15 protein-coding genes are annotated in these 15,769 nt (G+C 50.0%); 7 read left to right on the top strand and 8 right to left on the bottom strand.

Annotated features, from left to right (window positions below; all coding sequences use genetic code 11):
- Positions 1–533 precede the first annotated feature (533 nt).
- The 4 genes from pyrC (at position 534) to GA520_RS25830 (ending at position 3,093) form a co-directional block, all read left to right on the top strand.
- Positions 534–1,523 carry a dihydroorotase gene (gene pyrC, locus GA520_RS25845; protein WP_163336284.1) on the top strand — a complete coding sequence of 330 codons (990 nt, stop codon included), beginning with the start codon at positions 534–536 and terminating at the stop codon, positions 1,521–1,523.
- A 106-nt stretch (positions 1,524–1,629) separates the two neighbouring features.
- Positions 1,630–2,004 (top strand): NusG domain II-containing protein, encoded by a 375-nt coding sequence (locus GA520_RS25840; RefSeq protein ID WP_163336283.1) that lies wholly within the window; start codon positions 1,630–1,632, stop codon positions 2,002–2,004.
- Positions 1,988–2,512, top strand: coding sequence for a Gx transporter family protein (locus GA520_RS25835; RefSeq protein WP_163336282.1), 525 nt, complete (start codon positions 1,988–1,990; stop codon positions 2,510–2,512). The genes GA520_RS25840 and GA520_RS25835 overlap by 17 nt, the downstream gene beginning before the upstream one ends.
- A complete protein-coding gene (locus tag GA520_RS25830) occupies positions 2,509–3,093 on the top strand; it encodes a hypothetical protein (RefSeq protein ID WP_163336281.1) in 585 nt (194 codons plus the stop codon). The genes GA520_RS25835 and GA520_RS25830 overlap by 4 nt, the downstream gene beginning before the upstream one ends.
- Before the next feature lie 69 nt (positions 3,094–3,162).
- Here GA520_RS25830 and GA520_RS25825 read toward each other — a convergent pair whose 3' ends face one another.
- From GA520_RS25825 to GA520_RS25790, 8 genes are all read right to left on the bottom strand, one after another.
- Positions 3,163–4,185, bottom strand: coding sequence for an FAD:protein FMN transferase (locus GA520_RS25825; protein WP_163336280.1), 1,023 nt, complete (start codon positions 4,183–4,185; stop codon positions 3,163–3,165).
- Between the two features lie 92 nt (positions 4,186–4,277).
- Positions 4,278–5,153 (bottom strand): RnfABCDGE type electron transport complex subunit B, encoded by an 876-nt coding sequence (gene rnfB, locus GA520_RS25820; protein ID WP_163336279.1) that lies wholly within the window; start codon positions 5,151–5,153, stop codon positions 4,278–4,280.
- Positions 5,154–5,200: 47 nt separating this feature from the next.
- A complete protein-coding gene (locus GA520_RS25815) occupies positions 5,201–6,142 on the bottom strand; it encodes an electron transport complex protein RnfA (RefSeq protein WP_163336278.1) in 942 nt (313 codons plus the stop codon).
- Positions 6,139–6,759, bottom strand: a complete 621-nt coding sequence (gene rsxE / locus GA520_RS25810) for an electron transport complex subunit RsxE (protein WP_163336277.1) — start codon at positions 6,757–6,759, stop codon at positions 6,139–6,141. The genes GA520_RS25815 and rsxE overlap by 4 nt, the downstream gene beginning before the upstream one ends.
- Positions 6,760–6,776: 17 nt before the next feature.
- Positions 6,777–7,673, bottom strand: coding sequence for an FMN-binding protein (locus GA520_RS25805; RefSeq protein ID WP_163336276.1), 897 nt, complete (start codon positions 7,671–7,673; stop codon positions 6,777–6,779).
- Entirely contained in the window at positions 7,670–8,716 is a 1,047-nt protein-coding gene (locus GA520_RS25800; protein ID WP_163336275.1) for an RnfABCDGE type electron transport complex subunit D, read from the bottom strand. The genes GA520_RS25805 and GA520_RS25800 overlap by 4 nt, the downstream gene beginning before the upstream one ends.
- Positions 8,717–8,803: 87 nt before the next feature.
- Positions 8,804–10,126, bottom strand: a complete 1,323-nt coding sequence (gene rsxC / locus GA520_RS25795; RefSeq protein WP_163336274.1) for an electron transport complex subunit RsxC — start codon at positions 10,124–10,126, stop codon at positions 8,804–8,806.
- 95 nt (positions 10,127–10,221) lie between these two features.
- Positions 10,222–11,301 carry a dihydroorotate dehydrogenase-like protein gene (locus GA520_RS25790; protein WP_240910045.1) on the bottom strand — a complete coding sequence of 360 codons (1,080 nt, stop codon included), beginning with the start codon at positions 11,299–11,301 and terminating at the stop codon, positions 10,222–10,224.
- 548 nt (positions 11,302–11,849) lie between these two features.
- Here GA520_RS25790 and GA520_RS25785 point away from each other — a divergent pair.
- From GA520_RS25785 to hrpB, 3 genes are all read left to right on the top strand, one after another.
- On the top strand, positions 11,850–12,737 hold the full coding sequence (locus GA520_RS25785) for a DMT family transporter (RefSeq protein ID WP_163336273.1): 888 nt from the start codon (positions 11,850–11,852) through the stop codon (positions 12,735–12,737).
- A 112-nt stretch (positions 12,738–12,849) separates the two neighbouring features.
- Positions 12,850–13,200: a cupin domain-containing protein gene (locus tag GA520_RS25780; protein ID WP_163336272.1), complete on the top strand. Its 351-nt coding sequence runs from the start codon at positions 12,850–12,852 to the stop codon at positions 13,198–13,200.
- A 12-nt stretch (positions 13,201–13,212) separates the two neighbouring features.
- A complete protein-coding gene (gene hrpB, locus GA520_RS25775; protein ID WP_163336271.1) occupies positions 13,213–15,723 on the top strand; it encodes an ATP-dependent helicase HrpB in 2,511 nt (836 codons plus the stop codon).
- The last annotated feature ends 46 nt before the right edge of the window (positions 15,724–15,769 follow it).

Below are 15,769 nucleotides of genomic sequence, written 5' to 3'. Positions count from 1 at the left end.
AGGGCTAGGCTCAATTAAATAGTACTCTGCTCCTGAAGAAGGCAACTATTGGTCAGGTAACCATAAGCTATCATTAGCATTACTCCAGCTCTCTGTTATGCATTGCTGCTCACACTCCATTACACCTGACAACATTTACAAAAATGTACTATTTATAGTTTGAGATTCCTCACACCTTTAAACTCGGCCCCAAGCTCAAAATCGTAACCACAATTACAAGTTAGTAATTACTTTTTCGTAATTAGCTCCGCCTCTTATTCAATCAATGAATATCAGGTATCTTTCTCAGCAGGCACTGGTAGTCAAACATTTCCATTTTATGCAAATTCGTTTTAGAAATAATGCCTCACCCATTTATTATTACTAAAGGCACATCGTGAGGTTGTATTCAGCCATAGAATGTACCTACCTCTTTTCTGATAATAAGCAAGCTGGAGTAAAAAGTGTTACTATAAAGGGCATAGTTGAAATGGGGCCCTCGACCTATTGATGAACAATAACCTCCCAAGGCCTCAACCTAAGAATATACTGCGATGAACATACACCTCACCTCCCCCCTGGACATGCATCTTCACCTTCGCGAGGACGAGATACTCTCACTCGTCACTCCACTTTCAGCACATTCGTTTTGTGGTGGAGTTATCATGCCGAACCTTATCGACCCGGTGGATACAAAGCGTAAGCTGCTTGCGTACCGGGAGAAAATTATTGATGCCAGTCACAGTGATACATTCACACCGTTCATGACCCTGTTCTTTAAACCATTTTCCAGGGAAGAGCTTGAAAGCGTAAGGGATGACATCATTGGAATAAAACTCTACCCAGCTGGAATTACGACTCAATCGGAGAATGGCGTAACAGATTTCAATGACATCATGGCAACGTTGGAAGCCATGGAAGAGCTGGAGATACCACTGTTGGTACACGGGGAATCCGGTGGATTTGTCATGGACAGGGAAAAGGAGTTTTGTTTTGTTTACAGGGATCTCGCACAACGATTTCCCAAACTCCACATCATCATGGAGCATATCACGACCCGAAATGCTGTTGATTTACTCGAGGAATATGAAAACCTATCAGCGACCATTACTCTTCACCACCTGCTGATAACTCTCGATGACGTTGCAGGTGGGATGCTTGAGCCTGACCTGTTCTGCAAACCTATTGCCAAGACTCCTGACGACCGCGAAGCGTTACGCGAAGTCGTATTTGGAGGTCATCCAAGGATTATGTTCGGATCAGACTCAGCACCCCATCCCCGCCATAAAAAGGAATGTGTAGGATGCGCTGCCGGTATCTTCTCCTCCCCTGTTGCCTTGCCATTGCTGGCCCAGGTTTTTGAGGAGGCAGAGTGCCTTGACAAACTGCAGGGCTTTATCTCGGATATTGCTTGCAGGCGCTACGGACTTGTCCCTCCTGAGAAGAATATTACGCTGACCAGGAAGGCCTGGCGGGTACCCGAGAGATACGGCAGCATCAGACCTTTTTATGCCGGAAAAGAGATACGGTGGTCACTTGTTTAAAACACTTGCCACAAAATATGCTATAAGGTGTTGGAACTTACAACAACAGTATATCATTCACGCCTACACCGAATTCCAAACAGTCTAGACATCTGAACTTTCCGGTATGTGGAAGAGAATTGTTAAACCTTTTGATGTTGTCATCACCATCATGGTCTGTATTGCCATCACTGTAATATCCTTCAGGGTATACACGGTCGACGGCCAACCTGTGGCCGTAAGCATACAGTCCGAATCGGGCCTGAGCATCTATCCACTCAACCAGCCCCAGCGACTGGAGGTAGAGGGGCCCCAAGGTCTTACGGTCGTTGAAATTGTTAATAAACAGGCGCGGGTGGTCTCATCTCCCTGCCGGGATAAATTATGTATTATCAAAGGAGTCCTCAAAAAAAACGGTGACTGGACCGCCTGCATGCCCAACCGGATTTATGTCGGTATTGAGGGAGGAAAAGAGGAGGAACTGGATGAGCTCAGCTACTGAAAGGGACGAGCGTATCTTTATTCTGGCCGCTTTTGCGCTCTTTCTTGCAGGCGTCGAATATATGATACCCAAACCCTTACCGTTTATGCGATTGGGGCTCGCGAACCTGCCGATCCTGATCTCACTTGCACTCTTCAGCCCCCGACAAGTCCTTTTGCTCACCTTGTACAAAGTGATAGGGCAGGGATTGTTACAGGGGACGATATTCTCATATATCTTTCTATTTTCCGCTGCCGGTTCCTTTGCGGGCAGCCTGGCCATGCTTGTGATCTATCAGTTTCTCGGACGATGGACCGGCCTGATTGGCATAAGTGTCTGTGGTGCCTTTGCTGGTAATATGGTACGGCTCTATCTGGCGCGCTACGTCCTCTTCGGTGAGCAGGTCTGGATTATGGCTCCCCCGTTCCTGATCATGGGGTTGTTGAGTTCCCTCGCGCTTGGGGCCTTGGCGGCATTATTTGTTGAAAAATCCAAATGGTGCAGCCCCATACCGGAGCCCGGATCATGAATAAGCTATTGGCAAAAGCCTCTCCCGAAGCCCTGTTTATCCTGGGATTGTTCACCCTACCAGCGTTTCTTTTTCAGGAGAAACTGCCCTATCGGCTCATGGATGGTCTGTTTTTTTTGATTCTGGCACTTTACTCAGGCAAGCGGATACTGCCTTTACCAGCCATGGTGCTGCTGGCTTCGGTGACTGCCGCCGCTCTTTTAGTACCCAGCGGCAAGGTCCTGATAAGCGTCTTTGGTTTCCCCATCACCCTCGGCGCACTGAAAATGGGTTTTTCCCGTGGAATATTGCTTTTAGGCCTGTTCTATCTCTCAAAGTTTACGGTCGTGCAGGGGCTTGTCCTGCCTGGAAAAACCGGAAACGGACTCGCAAAAGTATTTTTCTATTTCGAGCGATTCTCAGAGCATTATTCACAGGTTTCGATCAGGGATCTTCCCGGCAGTCTCGATACTCTTCTGCTTAAGGTTTCAGAAACCAGCAGTGATGACGAGAACATGGCTCAAGCAAAAAGGGAGGGTCGTATACCTCTGATACTGCCTCTTCTCATCTCTATTACGTGCTGGATATTTCTTCTTCTTTGAACCCGCTCATGAGGGGCCTGGCCACAAAGCGGCCCAGCTGGAGTCTGATCCCACCTTTGAAAGGTTCTGTCAACGTCGATCCACCACAGTATAGACGTCGTTAAGCGATGTAAAAACTGTGGAGGCGGTACCGCAGGTTGTTATCTCCCGGTCTTTGGTGATAAACACCGCACCACTGTCTGGAAAGCGATTGAGCAGTGCACACCCCTTATCCATACCGAGTAAAAATAAGGATGTGGAGAGGGCGTCGGCATCTATTCCTGAGGGGGTTGTGATCGAAACCCCCGCAAGGTTATTGGCAATAGGATAGCCAGTGCGGGGATCAAGGAGGTGGTGATATTTCTTTCCGTCCTGCTCCACAAATCGTTCGTAGATACCGGATGTAACCACTGCCCCGCCTTCAACGTCCAGTGTACCCATGGGGATTCCGGTCTGCTCTAGCGGATCCTGAATGCCAAGCTTCCACGGTTTACCATCGTTCTTTTTGCCATAAACAAAGACATTCCCACCCAGGTTTATCAAGGCTCGCTGTACGCCTGCCTTCTGCAGCAGCCTGGCCACCTCGTCTGAAGCATACCCCTTGGCGATCGCACCGAGATCGATGCGCTGCCCGGGGGCGGAAGTTAGTCTGCAATCATTATGAAGCCGGACCTGTCTATAGTCTACTTTGGTAAGAGCATCATGCATCGCTTCGCTAGCTGGGACCGCCGCATGCTCGGTTTCAAAGCCCCATAATTCCGCCACCGGTGCAATGGTGATATCAAACAATCCATCAGACAGCCGCCCATACTCCAGACCCTTCTTCATCACCTGGCAGGTTTCCGTGGTCAATTGCATTCCCTCAGCACCATCACGGCCGATTTTCGTTACTTCACTATCGCTGCGATGCCGACTCATTGCCTTTTCTATTTGGCGGATACGTGCGAACGCAGCATCCAGGTCAGATTCATTTCCGCCAAAGATGCGTATGGTGCATATGGTGCCGAGAACAAACTCCGTCCTGCTCACTTCCCGGCCGCAGCCTGTCAACAAGAGCATGGGGATACAGATCGCAACAACAAAGAGGATGACATGGTTGTTCTTGCCTTTCACTAACGATAAACTCCCTAAAAAAAAGAGGGATGCCCATTTCTGGACATCCCCCTTTATGAAGCGACGCCAAAGAGGCGAAGAGCTTTATCTGTTCATCCAGCCATTTTCAGGCCGGCAGATTGATCTCGTGCAATGACCTGTTTTTCACCGTACGCTTTGACAATATCACGCGGACATTTGGCCATGCAAGCCTCTTCACATGAAGGGCCGTAATCAATACACTTTTTATGGTCAATTTGTACCTTATTATCTTCATATGCAATAGCATCGGCAGGACAAGCCTTTACACACATCTTGCAACCGATACAACCCACCTTACAGACAGACTTGACAACTTTGCCGAGATCCTTGGTGGAGCATGGTACCCAGACCCTTGCCTTCAGGGTCTGTAATTCGATTATAGCTTTAGGGCATGCCTTCACGCACTGCCCGCAACTCACACATTTGTCTGGGTTGATCACCGGGAAGTTCTCCACCATCTCAATGGCATCGAACGGGCAGACATCAGCGCACTCTCCTAGCCCGATACATGCGTATTGGCACTTGGATGGTCCACCGAAACCGAGATTTGCAGCGGTACATGAAGAGAAACCGATATACTCGTGTTTATGGCTCACGCGTCCCTCAACCCTTGAGCAGCGAACAACTGCCATCTGGTCTTCAACCGCGGCCATCTTTTTGCCGGTCAGTTCAGCCACCAGGTTGGCGACCGGTTCCTTCCCGGGAAAACAAAGATTGGGCGGAACATCAGGGTCGGTAACAACCGCAATTGCATACCCCTCACAACCGGGATATCCGCACCCGCCGCACTGGGCCATCGGCAACGATTCGGTCACCTCTTCGATAAGCGGGTTAACCTCTACCGCAAATTTATTTGCTGCAATGGCCAGACCGATGCCGAAAAACAGCCCGATACAGCCAAGCAGGACAACGCCACCTAATGCTATTTTCAGTAATGCCGGATCCATTTCAAACTCTCATATTCATCCGTTAACAGTTTTCGGAATTCCAGGCCCTAGAACAGCTGGAGACCCGAGAAACCAAGAAAAGCCATGGCAAATTGCCCGGCAACGATAAAGGCTATTGGCAGGCCCTTAAACGACGGCGGGATATTTGCAAGCTCAAGACGTTCACTCACAGAACTCATCAGGTACAGGGCCAGAAGAAAACCGCCACCCGCACCAAGCGCAAGCATTATCGTCTCAAAGAAGTTGTAATTCTGACCAGCGAGGATCAGCGGTACCGCGATAACAATACAGTTGGCGATAACCAATACCAGGTATACACCGAACGAATTGAACAGCACCGGATTCACCTTTCGCAGTATGGTATCAACCGCCTGCACCGTGAGCGAGGTGAGACCGATAAAGATAACAATCTGCAGGAACCCAAGGTTAAATGGCACCAGCACATACTGGAACAGGAACCAGCTCATGGTCGCTGAAATCACCATGACAAGGGTAAACACTACGCCCATACCCTTGGCAGTACTCTTTCTCTTCGAGGTACCGAAGAAAACACAAAGCCCCAGATACTTGGTAAATACAAAGTTCTGAATGAGCAGAGCCGAAATCATGATAGACAGCAGATAGCCGATATAAGATTTGGCCACAGTAAATTCAGTGGTTTTCTCGCCGGTCAGCCCGGCAATGGAGACCACATGGGTCTGAACCGTATTCAACGACTCTGCAAATTTGAGCGATACGGATTTCGCGTCCTCTGCCACATCGGCGGCAACGAGCTGTAAACGAATATCCGGATCCGGCTCTTCATAGACGGTATATCTGGTGATATCCCCGGCAACAGCTTTATCAGCCGGGGCGGCAAACTCAACGAGGATCTCATTGGCATCCCCGAAACTCTTGCCGGTAATAAAGTCGGCTGCCTGCAGCCAAACCGGGATCAGGAGTGCTGCCAGCATAATACCGATTATGCGGCCATAACTAGACATTTTCATGCGGTCACCCCTTTTTTGCGCTTATAAACGACCTCGATCCAGTTGAAAAAGGCCATCATCAACCCGACCACAAAGAAACCGGCACTAGGCAGGATGAAGAATAACAACGGTTTATATCCCAGCACATCGTAACCAAGAATCATACCTGAGCCGAATAACTCACGGAAGGCGCCGATAACAACCATACCCACCATAAAACCAAGGCCCATTCCCACAGCATCCCAGAAAGAATCGGTCACCTTTTCCTTACAGGCGAACATCTCAAGACGCATGGTGATAATCGCGAACGCCACGATCAATTTAACGAAGATACCCATCTTGGCATACGCCATCGGCATATAGGCCGCCAGCACCAGGTCAATAACCGTAACCCAGGTAGCAATCGTCAACGTATATGAAGGGATACGAATTCGAGGATGGATATAGTTCTTAAAACAAGAGATGGTCACACTGGAAAATACCTGAACGAAAAAGACCGCGATACCGAGCAAAATGCCGTTCATAACGGTGGTAGAGATACCCACAGCCGGACACATGGAGAGTGCCAGCTTAAAAATCGGGTTCTCACTTAAGATACCGCGACTAAGTAGTTGGAAAACAGACTTATCGTTAGCCACTTTACTTCCTCTACAATTTAGAATGAAACAGCTATCTGCTGCTCTTTAAGGACAACATCCAAGGTGTCGAGCCGGTATGCAAACTTTTTACCAATACCCTTGAGACCATCGGTAACCAGTTTGGAGGAAATGGTCGCACCGGTCAGAGCGTAAATATCCTGCTCCCGGTATTTGTCCATCATCTTCTCGGTTTCCGTTTCACTCAACTCGCCTTCCAGCGCCTTCTCGTATTCAGACGGCAGCGGTTCCTTGACAACATCCAGTCCCTTCAACACCTCAAAAGGCTTATCCTTAAACTGATTCTGGAAATAATCCTGTTCGATTTCCGCTCCCAGACCCGGGTCTTCCTCATGCTCCAGCACCTCAAAGCCCATCAGGGTATAATTCGGATCCATGGCCATCATTACGGCGATCAGCACCTTAAAGCCCTGGAACTTGCCACCCATCAGATAGGCAACTCGTTCATCACCGTCGGTAACGATAATGGTCTGCTCGGCGAAGGTAATATCCTTACCCGGCCCGATGGCAGCGATAATTGCCTGGTCACGATCCTCTTTCTCACGAACCTTGTCTTCCTCAACATCTACAGGTTTCTGCCAGGCCATTTTGCCATTCAAGTCAAGGACAACAAACACAAACGGTGCTTCGGCACTCGCAGCAGTCGGTAGCAGGTAACCGATAAACTGGCTTCCGGCCTCAGCCACGACATAGCGGTAAACCTCGTGCATATGGAGGGATTCTGGTGCCGGATTCTGCTCGCCATATCCGAGCAGGGAATACATCACCCTCTCTTCACGAACATGCTCATTATGTTTTTTGGCATTGTTGGTGATGATAAAGGTCGATCCCATTACCACCGCCGCCAGCAGACAGGAAACGGTGAGGCGAAATGTTATATTTAATATTTCCTTCATTTGTCACCTCCCACAGGCAGGGCGAACCGCTTCGGCTTAAAGAAACCATCAATCACCGTAGCAAGCGGATTCATCAGCAGGATGGCGTAACAGATACCTTCAGGATAACCGCCCTTCAGTCGAATCAGCACCGTCAGTGCGCCAATGCCAACACCATACACAATCTGGCCCGTCCTGGTTGATGGAGAGGTGACATAGTCGGTCGCCATAAAAAAGGCTCCGAGAATAGCGCCACCACTGAGCATTGCCAGCAGCGGATCTCCACTCATCCACCCCTGCTCCCCACCGAAAATCCAGGTCAGAACAGCTATGGACCCGAGGACGGAAACCGGGGTATGCCAGGTTATGTATTTCTTATAGATAAGAAAACATCCGCCCAGCACCAGCAGGAAACCGGAGGTTTCACCGATACAACCGGGACGCCAGCCGAGGAAAAAGGACCCGTAGAGACTGCCCCCGGACCCGAACATTTCTGTAAATGCGGCAAAACCCTGCTCTTTGATTACGGCGAGCGGGGTCGCAGTAGAAACTGCATCCACCCCGCTGAAATAACTAAAGATGGCCATACCCTCGACAGGCGGCAGCCAGGCTGAAGTCATTGCCACAGGAAAAGTGGCCAGTAAGAAGGCCCTTCCCATAAGTGCAGGGTTAAAGATATTGAAGCCGATTCCACCGAAAAGGTGTTTGGCTATATAGATAGCCATCACCGCACCAAGGACCGGCACAAAAACCGAGACTCCGGGTGGAATGATAAACGCCATTAACATACCTGTCAGGACGGCGCTGCCGTCACTGATGGTTACTGGTCGTTTCAATGCTTTCTGGCTCACAACCTCGACTACCACACAGCTGATTACCGATATAGCGGTGATAACAAGGGTCTGGATCCCGAAAATAAACACCGACAATAGCAGCGGCGGCATCAGGCAGGCCACCACGGTCCACATGATTTTAGCAACCGTTTCATTACTCTTCACATGGGGGGATACAGAAACGATCCACTCCGGCTGTGATGGTAATGACTGGCTCTCTGGCACTTGCATGTCCTTGAAGATTCTCCCTAAAACGTATTTATTACTCACATACGGCCGGTCTGAAGCACCTGCCGCATGACCAATTTCTTTCCTATTTTACTGTCTCTTGGCCTTCATCTTGGCCAACCGTACAAACTGCACAAGCGGCCTCTTGGCGGGACAGATATAGGCACAGCTGCCACACTCAAAACACTCGAACACCCCGAACGGTTCGGTATCTTCAGCCCGGTTGGCCTCAACATAGATACCGATCTCCTTGGGTTCCAGTCCCATCGGACAGGCGTCGAGACACCAACCACAACGTATGCACTGGGAATGAGGAGTGGAATCGATCTCATCTTCTGTCAGAAAAAGCACCGAAGATGTTGTCTTGGTAACCGGAACACTGAGGTCGGAGATGGCAAATCCCATCATGGGGCCACCCATGATGATTTTTTTCAACCCCGGTTTCACACCGCCTAAGTACTCGACGATATCCTCGACCCTGGTCCCGACCTTCACCAGCAGGTTGGCAGGTTTGTTGATACCACCTCCGGAAATGGTGACAACTTTTTCGTAAAGAGGCTTTTCATACACAACAGCATCGAAGATGGCACTCGCCGTCGAAACATTCTGTACCACCACACCTACCGCCGATGGTAGCGCCATGGCCGGAACCTTGCGGCCACTGATCGCCTGAATGAGCTGTTTTTCAGAACCTTGCGGATATTTTACCTCAAGTGGCTGCACGGCAATATCACACTCTGCTGAGGAAAAGGATGACGCAACCTTGTCCATCGCCGCAATTGCGTCCGGCTTATTTTGCTCGATGCCGATACGGCACTGCTTCACACCAAGGATTCTCATGATGATAGCGGCACCTTCCACGACGCTCTCAGCATGTTCGAGCATCTGCCTGTGATCGGCAGTAATGTACGGTTCACACTCCGCACCGTTTAAGAGCAGAAGGTCGATCTTGTTATCAGCAGGAGGATTGAGCTTGACATGAGTCGGGAAGCCGGCACCACCGATACCGATAATCCCTGCTTCATGTACTTTAGTAAGCAGGTCCTTCCCTGACATCGAGGTCCAATCCTGTTTGTGCGGCTCCACTGCAGCGGCTTCATGATCCACCGCAATCGTCACAGACGGAGCAGAGACCCGCATGGGATGAGCCGATGTGCCGATCGCTTTTATCTTGCCGGCAGCGGGTGCATGCAACGGTACACCGAGGCCCCTCTTCACCTCACCGATCTGGGCCCCTTCCGTTACCTCGTCCCTCTTATTGACGGTAACTGTACATGGGGCACCGATATGCTGGCCGAGAATAATCTCCAGCTCGTCCGGAACGGGCATTCGCTCAATGGGCAGCGAAGCCGTCTGGTCCTTTTTTTCTGGCGGATGAACACCACCTTTGGGAAACGTTAGTAAAGATTTCATGTTCAATTTATTTAAATAAGGTATCTCCAATACGGGCAAACCACGATCCGACCCGTATCCGTTCCATACTATCCAGGAAACTTTTCGGGTGGGGATCAGGAAATCCCGGCAAACTGCTTCATGAACTGGATTCGCTCATAAGCAGCGGGATTATCGGCATTGTCATAAGCAAGCTTGCCGCGGAAAGCATCCACACTGTCATACGACTTGTTCTCCATCCACTCTTCAAGACCGGTGAGTATCGACTGAATCTGTCCTGCACCGTTTTTATACAAGGTGGAAACGATCTGGACCGCATTGGCCCCGGCCAGCAACTGCTTGATAACCCCCTCGCTGTCATGAACACCTGTGGAGGCAGCAAAATCTTTCTCAACCTTACCGGACAGAAGTGCGATCCAACGTAAGGATTCTGTTATTTCAGTCGGTGTTGAGTAGATATCGGCGGTGGTTATCTCCACCTTGTCAATATTGATATCCGGCCTGTAATACCGGTTAAAAAGAACAAAACCGGCAACACTGTTCTCCGTTGACCAGCTCAACCTTGTCACCAGATTGGCCAGCCCGGCAGAATAGCGACTCATCTTGAGGGCCACGGGAATTGAAACTTTTGCGCACACCTTCTCGAGGATCTCAAAGTAGAGTTTCTCGTTGTGCTCACTCTTTACATCCGGGTTGCTTGGCAACAGTGACACGTTGATTTCCAGGGCATCAGCACCAGCCTTCTGGATAGACTCCGCGAAGGAGACCCACTCACTACCGGATACGCAGTTGATGCTGCCGATAATAGGGATATCGACACTTTTCTTGGTTTCACGGATTAGATTGAGATGATCGTCCAGCGCACTTCCTCTGGTATATTCTTTGATATAGTCAAAGGCATCAGGGTAATCCGTGTGATAGCTGTCCATATTTGCATTAAGCTCGGCCTCGATCTGCTCTTCGAAAAGAGACTTGAGCACAATCGCAGCCGCGCCGTTATCCGCGAATTCCTTGATTTTCTCTACCGAATTGGTGAGCCCGCAACTGCCGACGACAATCGGGTTTTTGAGTCTGAGACCCAAATAGGTTGTGGAAAGATCTTTCATGGTATTTTTCTCTACTTCAGGTTCTGAAATGTAACTGCTTTTCGGTCCTGCCTCATGCAAATCGTAAAGGGGGTTGGTAACAAAAAGCATGGCGAAATGCAAGGATAATAGGCATCTTCACCTTGCCGATTCCGCAATCCGGTATTGCATATTTCGACACAATCAGCCTCGCCAGATTCAAAAAAAATCAATAAAGGCCTGAGTACACCAGACATTTTGTTCCTTCCTGCCTGTAAACCGTTTATGATACACCCCAATGAGAGGTCAAATAAAAAACCAGGTTTCCAAAAAACCACGGCAAATTGGTTCTCTACCTGCTTTTACCTGTTTGGTCAAGGTATGAAAAATAGACCAAAGACCAACTTCCCAGAAGTTGAGGAGCCTAAGACACCGTTAACACAGCAGATAGATCAATCATCACCGCGTGCAAAAAAAACTTTACCAATATGATGAAAAAACAACCACTTGTGCCGCCAGGTGCTCATCCGGTCCATTTTGCACAATACCACACATTTACCTGTTTTCAACCATCTTCTTGTTTTTCCCTTTGTAATGAGATTTCGAACAAGAGGCCTTCAAATAAAAACTAATCAATACACAGTGCGATTCATGCATACTGTGCAAGGATTGACCCGATAATGCTTAATCGACTTTCAGGAAAACCCGTTCCAATGGTGCTTCTCGGTGCTTTTATGATCAGCTTCTCAGCAATCTGGGTAAAAGTATCCGATGTTCCCCCAACGACCTCAGCCTTTTACCGGGTGTTCTTCGGCTTTGTCTTCCTGCTTGCTCCCTGGCTGTATTCACCGACCCGTATACGCCACATTAGCGCCATGCTTCTTCCAGCCATGGCCTGTGGTTTCACCTTTGCCCTTGATCTGCACTTCTGGCATCTCAGTATCAGCTATATTGGTCCCGGACTGGCTACAATTATTGGCAACTTCCAGGTCTTTCTTATGGCTGCATGCGGTTTCCTCTTCTTTAATGAAAGGTTGCTGCTGCGCTTCCTGTTTGCGATGCCGCTGGCATTTTTCGGTCTTTTCCTGGTTATTGGCTTTCACTGGTCTGCTCTGGAAGCAAACTACAGACTCGGAGTTTTTTATGGTTTCCTTACAGCCTTCGCTTATACAGGATTCTTACTTTTGCTCCGCAAAATGCAGCTCAGGAAAGCCCAGGACGACCACTGCTCCCCTCTCCTGCTTATAAGCTTTTTCACAGCGTTCTTTCTCGGCATTTATATGCTGTTTGGCGACATTTCATTTAGCATCCCAACTCTTAAAAGTGCAGCGGCGCTTGTTTCTCTAGGCCTACTCAGCCAAGCCATCGGATGGTTGCTAATTGCAGCCTCAATGCCGAAAATCCCTGCTTCATTCACTGGCCTCATCCTGCTCCTTCAGCCATCCCTTTCATTTGTCTGGGACGTGCTGTTTTTTGCAAGGCCGACAACGGGCCTGCAGTGGGCAGGTACAATCATCACCCTTTGGGCCATTTATCTTGGCTTGACCGGTTCAAGAGGAAACAGCTAGCCTTGGGTTGCCGGATATATTGAAATTATAGACAGAAGATGTATTGTTTTATTTTACCTCTTACCAAGAGGCGAACCATTCAATTGAACAACAACCACCAGGCGGAATCATCATGAAAATATTAAACTATACCGACGCACCATCCACCACCTTCGACAGTGAGCTTGCCAAAGGCGTAACCGGCCGTGTAGTCATTGGCAAAGAAGACGAGGCCCACAACTTCTGCATGCGTGTCTTTACCCTGGAGCCAGGTGGTTTCAGCCCACGCCATGCCCATGAATGGGAGCATGAAATTTTCATTCATTCCGGCAAAGGTCAAGTATTCAAGAACGGAGAGTGGGCACCGGTCACAAGCGGTACTGTGGTTTTTATCCCGGGAAACGAAGAGCACCAGTTTATGAATGCCGGGGCTGAAGATTTCGTTTTCATTTGTCTGATTCCCTCTGGCGTCGCCGAACTGTAACTACCATCCGGGTTGAAAGATTCACTCAGTCAGTACCAACACCTCCCTGTCGCCAAGGTGCTTCCTCGTTTACGGGATGAGCTCCTTGAGAGACATACCGTACTTACCGGGCCGACAGGCTCCGGTAAAACCACGCTGATTCCACCAGCACTTCTTGACGAAATCCCGGCAGCCTGCAGCACCATCCTCCTCTTAGAACCTCGCCGGGTTGCTGCCCGTGCAGCGGCCCGGCGAATCAGCATTATGCTTGACTGCAGCCTGGGTTCACTAGTCGGCTACCGAACACGGTTCGAATCAAAAGTATCGAAGGAAACCAGAATAGAGGTTGTCACCGAAGGAATCCTCATCAGGAGACTGCAACACGATCCCGGCCTTGAAGGTGTCGGCCTTATCATTTTCGACGAATTTCACGAGCGCTCCATTCAGGCCGATCTCGGCCTGGCCCTCTGTCTGGACCTCTGTGAGCTCCGCGACGATCTCCGTTTACTGGTCATGTCGGCAACACTTGAAAGTAAGGAGATTTGCAAGTTGCTCGGCAATGCACCTCATATCTCCGCTTCCGGCAGGAGTTATCCCGTCACCATCCACCATTCCCCGCCTTCCTCAACTCATTCAAATATATCAAGCCAGATGGCCAGACTCATCAGGAACGTCTGGCTGGAAGAACAAGGGGATATTCTTTCCTTTTTCCCTGGTGTGGGTGACATCAACAGGTGCCGCACTCTGCTTGCAGACCAACTTCCTGAAGCCTTGCTTCTCCCGCTGTACGGCGACTTGACCCCAAAAGAGCAGGATAAGGTATTTGAACGTTCGAAAGTGCGGCGGATCATCCTCGCCACCCCTATAGCGGAGACCAGCCTTACCATTGAAAATATAGGCTGTGTAGTAGATAGTGGACTGTACAGGCGGCCCGTCCACGATCCAGGCAGTGGCCTCTCCCGACTTACGACCATGCGAATATCACGGGCATCGGCAGACCAGCGCACCGGCCGGGCTGGCAGGACAGGTCCTGGAGCATGTTACCGCCTCTGGAGTCGGGAGGAAGAAAACGGCCTGCTCCCCCGCACCACACCGGAGATTGTGAACGGCGACCTCTGCTCCCTGACTCTGGAACTTGCACTCTGGGGAGTCACTGACCCAACAACGCTACGCTGGCTCGATCCGCCGCGCGCCCCAGCCTGGAAATCAACACAGTCGTTACTGCAACACCTGTCACTTCTTGACGCCAAAGGCAGGATAACAGACAGAGGACGACACGTTGCCGCATTACCTCTACACCCTCGCCTGGGAGTGTTGCTCCTCGCAGGTAGCGAACAGGGAATGGCACGCACAGCCTGCCTGCTGGCTGCTCTTCTCTCAGAGCGCGATATCATCAAGGGAGAGGCCACAAGTTGTGATCTTGAAATGCGCCTCCGGATGCTTGAAAACATCGAAGACCGAAAGCTGATGTCTTCCGATATCACGGACCGGCAGCAGGTCAGACGGTTACAGCTGCAGGCGACAAAATGGTCTAAGGCCCTGAACCAGCCGTTCGAAAAGAAGATTGCCTACGACCGAATCGGCCATCTCCTAGTGTACGGCTTCCCCGATCGTATCGGCAAATTACGTCCTGGCTCAGGTTTTCGCTATCAGCTTTCATCCGGAAAAGGGGTGGAATTACCGGCAGGCGACCTGCTATGCGGTAGCGAATTACTGGTAGCACCCGCAGTAGATGGCAGAAAGGGTGACGGCCGGATTTTCCTTGCGGCGTCCCTCTCCGGAGATGACCTTTATGAACATCACACCAACCTGCTGAGAGAATCGAAAAACGTTGTATGGAATGAAAAAACAGGGAGAATTGAAGCAACAGCAACCTGGCAGCTTGGTCATATTATCCTGCAAAGCAAGCCACTCAAGAACCCCTCATCTGAAAAGATACTGGCAGGGCTTCTTGTCGGAATCCGGTTGCATGGTATCAGCTGTCTGCCGTTCACCAGGGAAGCCAAAGATATGCAGTCCCGGATCTGTTTTCTTCATCACTGGCGTCCCGATGACTGGCCCGACTGGTCCGATTCGGCACTCCTGGATGACCTCGACTGGCTCACACCCTATTGCAATAATATTCGAACTCTCGCAGGTCTAAAAAGACTTGATTTAAAAACAATCCTGCTTTCCCGGCTCGACTGGCAGCAACAACAGCAGCTGGACATGCTTGCCCCTGCCCACCTGCGAGTACCGAGCGGATCGAAAATCCGACTCTCCTACTCTGCAGGGGAACCACCCGTACTGGCAGTCCGTCTCCAGGAAATGTTCGGGCTTTTGCAAACACCCACCATCTGCAGAGGAGAGATCCCCGTACTGCTCCACCTGCTCTCACCCGCTCGCAGACCATTGCAGGTTACTACTGATCTCAACTCATTCTGGAAAAACAGTTATCGTGAAGTACGCAAGGAACTCGCCGGACGCTACCCTAAGCACTACTGGCCGATAGATCCCTTTCAGGCAAAGGCGACATCCGGAACAAAACCGAAGCGAAAGCGTTGAACACCACGCCGGAATTCCTGGCTACATAGTTCACGCCCTAAAACTA

Source organism: Desulfopila sp. IMCC35008 (genome assembly GCF_010646885.2).
Lineage (GTDB): Bacteria > Desulfobacterota > Desulfobulbia > Desulfobulbales > Desulfocapsaceae > Desulfopila.
The sequence above is the reverse complement of the archived record's forward strand: the minus strand, read 5'-3'. Positions and strand labels throughout refer to the sequence as shown.

Coding starts and splice junctions, on each gene's coding strand:
- GA520_RS25830 (WP_163336281.1), top strand. CDS start 2,509: ATGAATAAGCTATTGGCAAAAGCCTCTCCCGAAGCCCTGTTTATCCTG.
- GA520_RS25840 (WP_163336283.1), top strand. CDS start 1,630: ATGTGGAAGAGAATTGTTAAACCTTTTGATGTTGTCATCACCATCATG.
- pyrC (WP_163336284.1), top strand. CDS start 534: ATGAACATACACCTCACCTCCCCCCTGGACATGCATCTTCACCTTCGC.
- GA520_RS25780 (WP_163336272.1), top strand. CDS start 12,850: ATGAAAATATTAAACTATACCGACGCACCATCCACCACCTTCGACAGT.
- GA520_RS25800 (WP_163336275.1), bottom strand. CDS start 8,716: ATGCAAGTGCCAGAGAGCCAGTCATTACCATCACAGCCGGAGTGGATC.
- GA520_RS25785 (WP_163336273.1), top strand. CDS start 11,850: ATGCTTAATCGACTTTCAGGAAAACCCGTTCCAATGGTGCTTCTCGGT.
- rsxC (WP_163336274.1), bottom strand. CDS start 10,126: ATGAAATCTTTACTAACGTTTCCCAAAGGTGGTGTTCATCCGCCAGAA.
- GA520_RS25805 (WP_163336276.1), bottom strand. CDS start 7,673: ATGAAGGAAATATTAAATATAACATTTCGCCTCACCGTTTCCTGTCTG.
- GA520_RS25790 (WP_240910045.1), bottom strand. CDS start 11,301: ATGCTTTTTGTTACCAACCCCCTTTACGATTTGCATGAGGCAGGACCG.
- GA520_RS25835 (WP_163336282.1), top strand. CDS start 1,988: ATGAGCTCAGCTACTGAAAGGGACGAGCGTATCTTTATTCTGGCCGCT.
- GA520_RS25815 (WP_163336278.1), bottom strand. CDS start 6,142: ATGAAAATGTCTAGTTATGGCCGCATAATCGGTATTATGCTGGCAGCA.
- rnfB (WP_163336279.1), bottom strand. CDS start 5,153: ATGGATCCGGCATTACTGAAAATAGCATTAGGTGGCGTTGTCCTGCTT.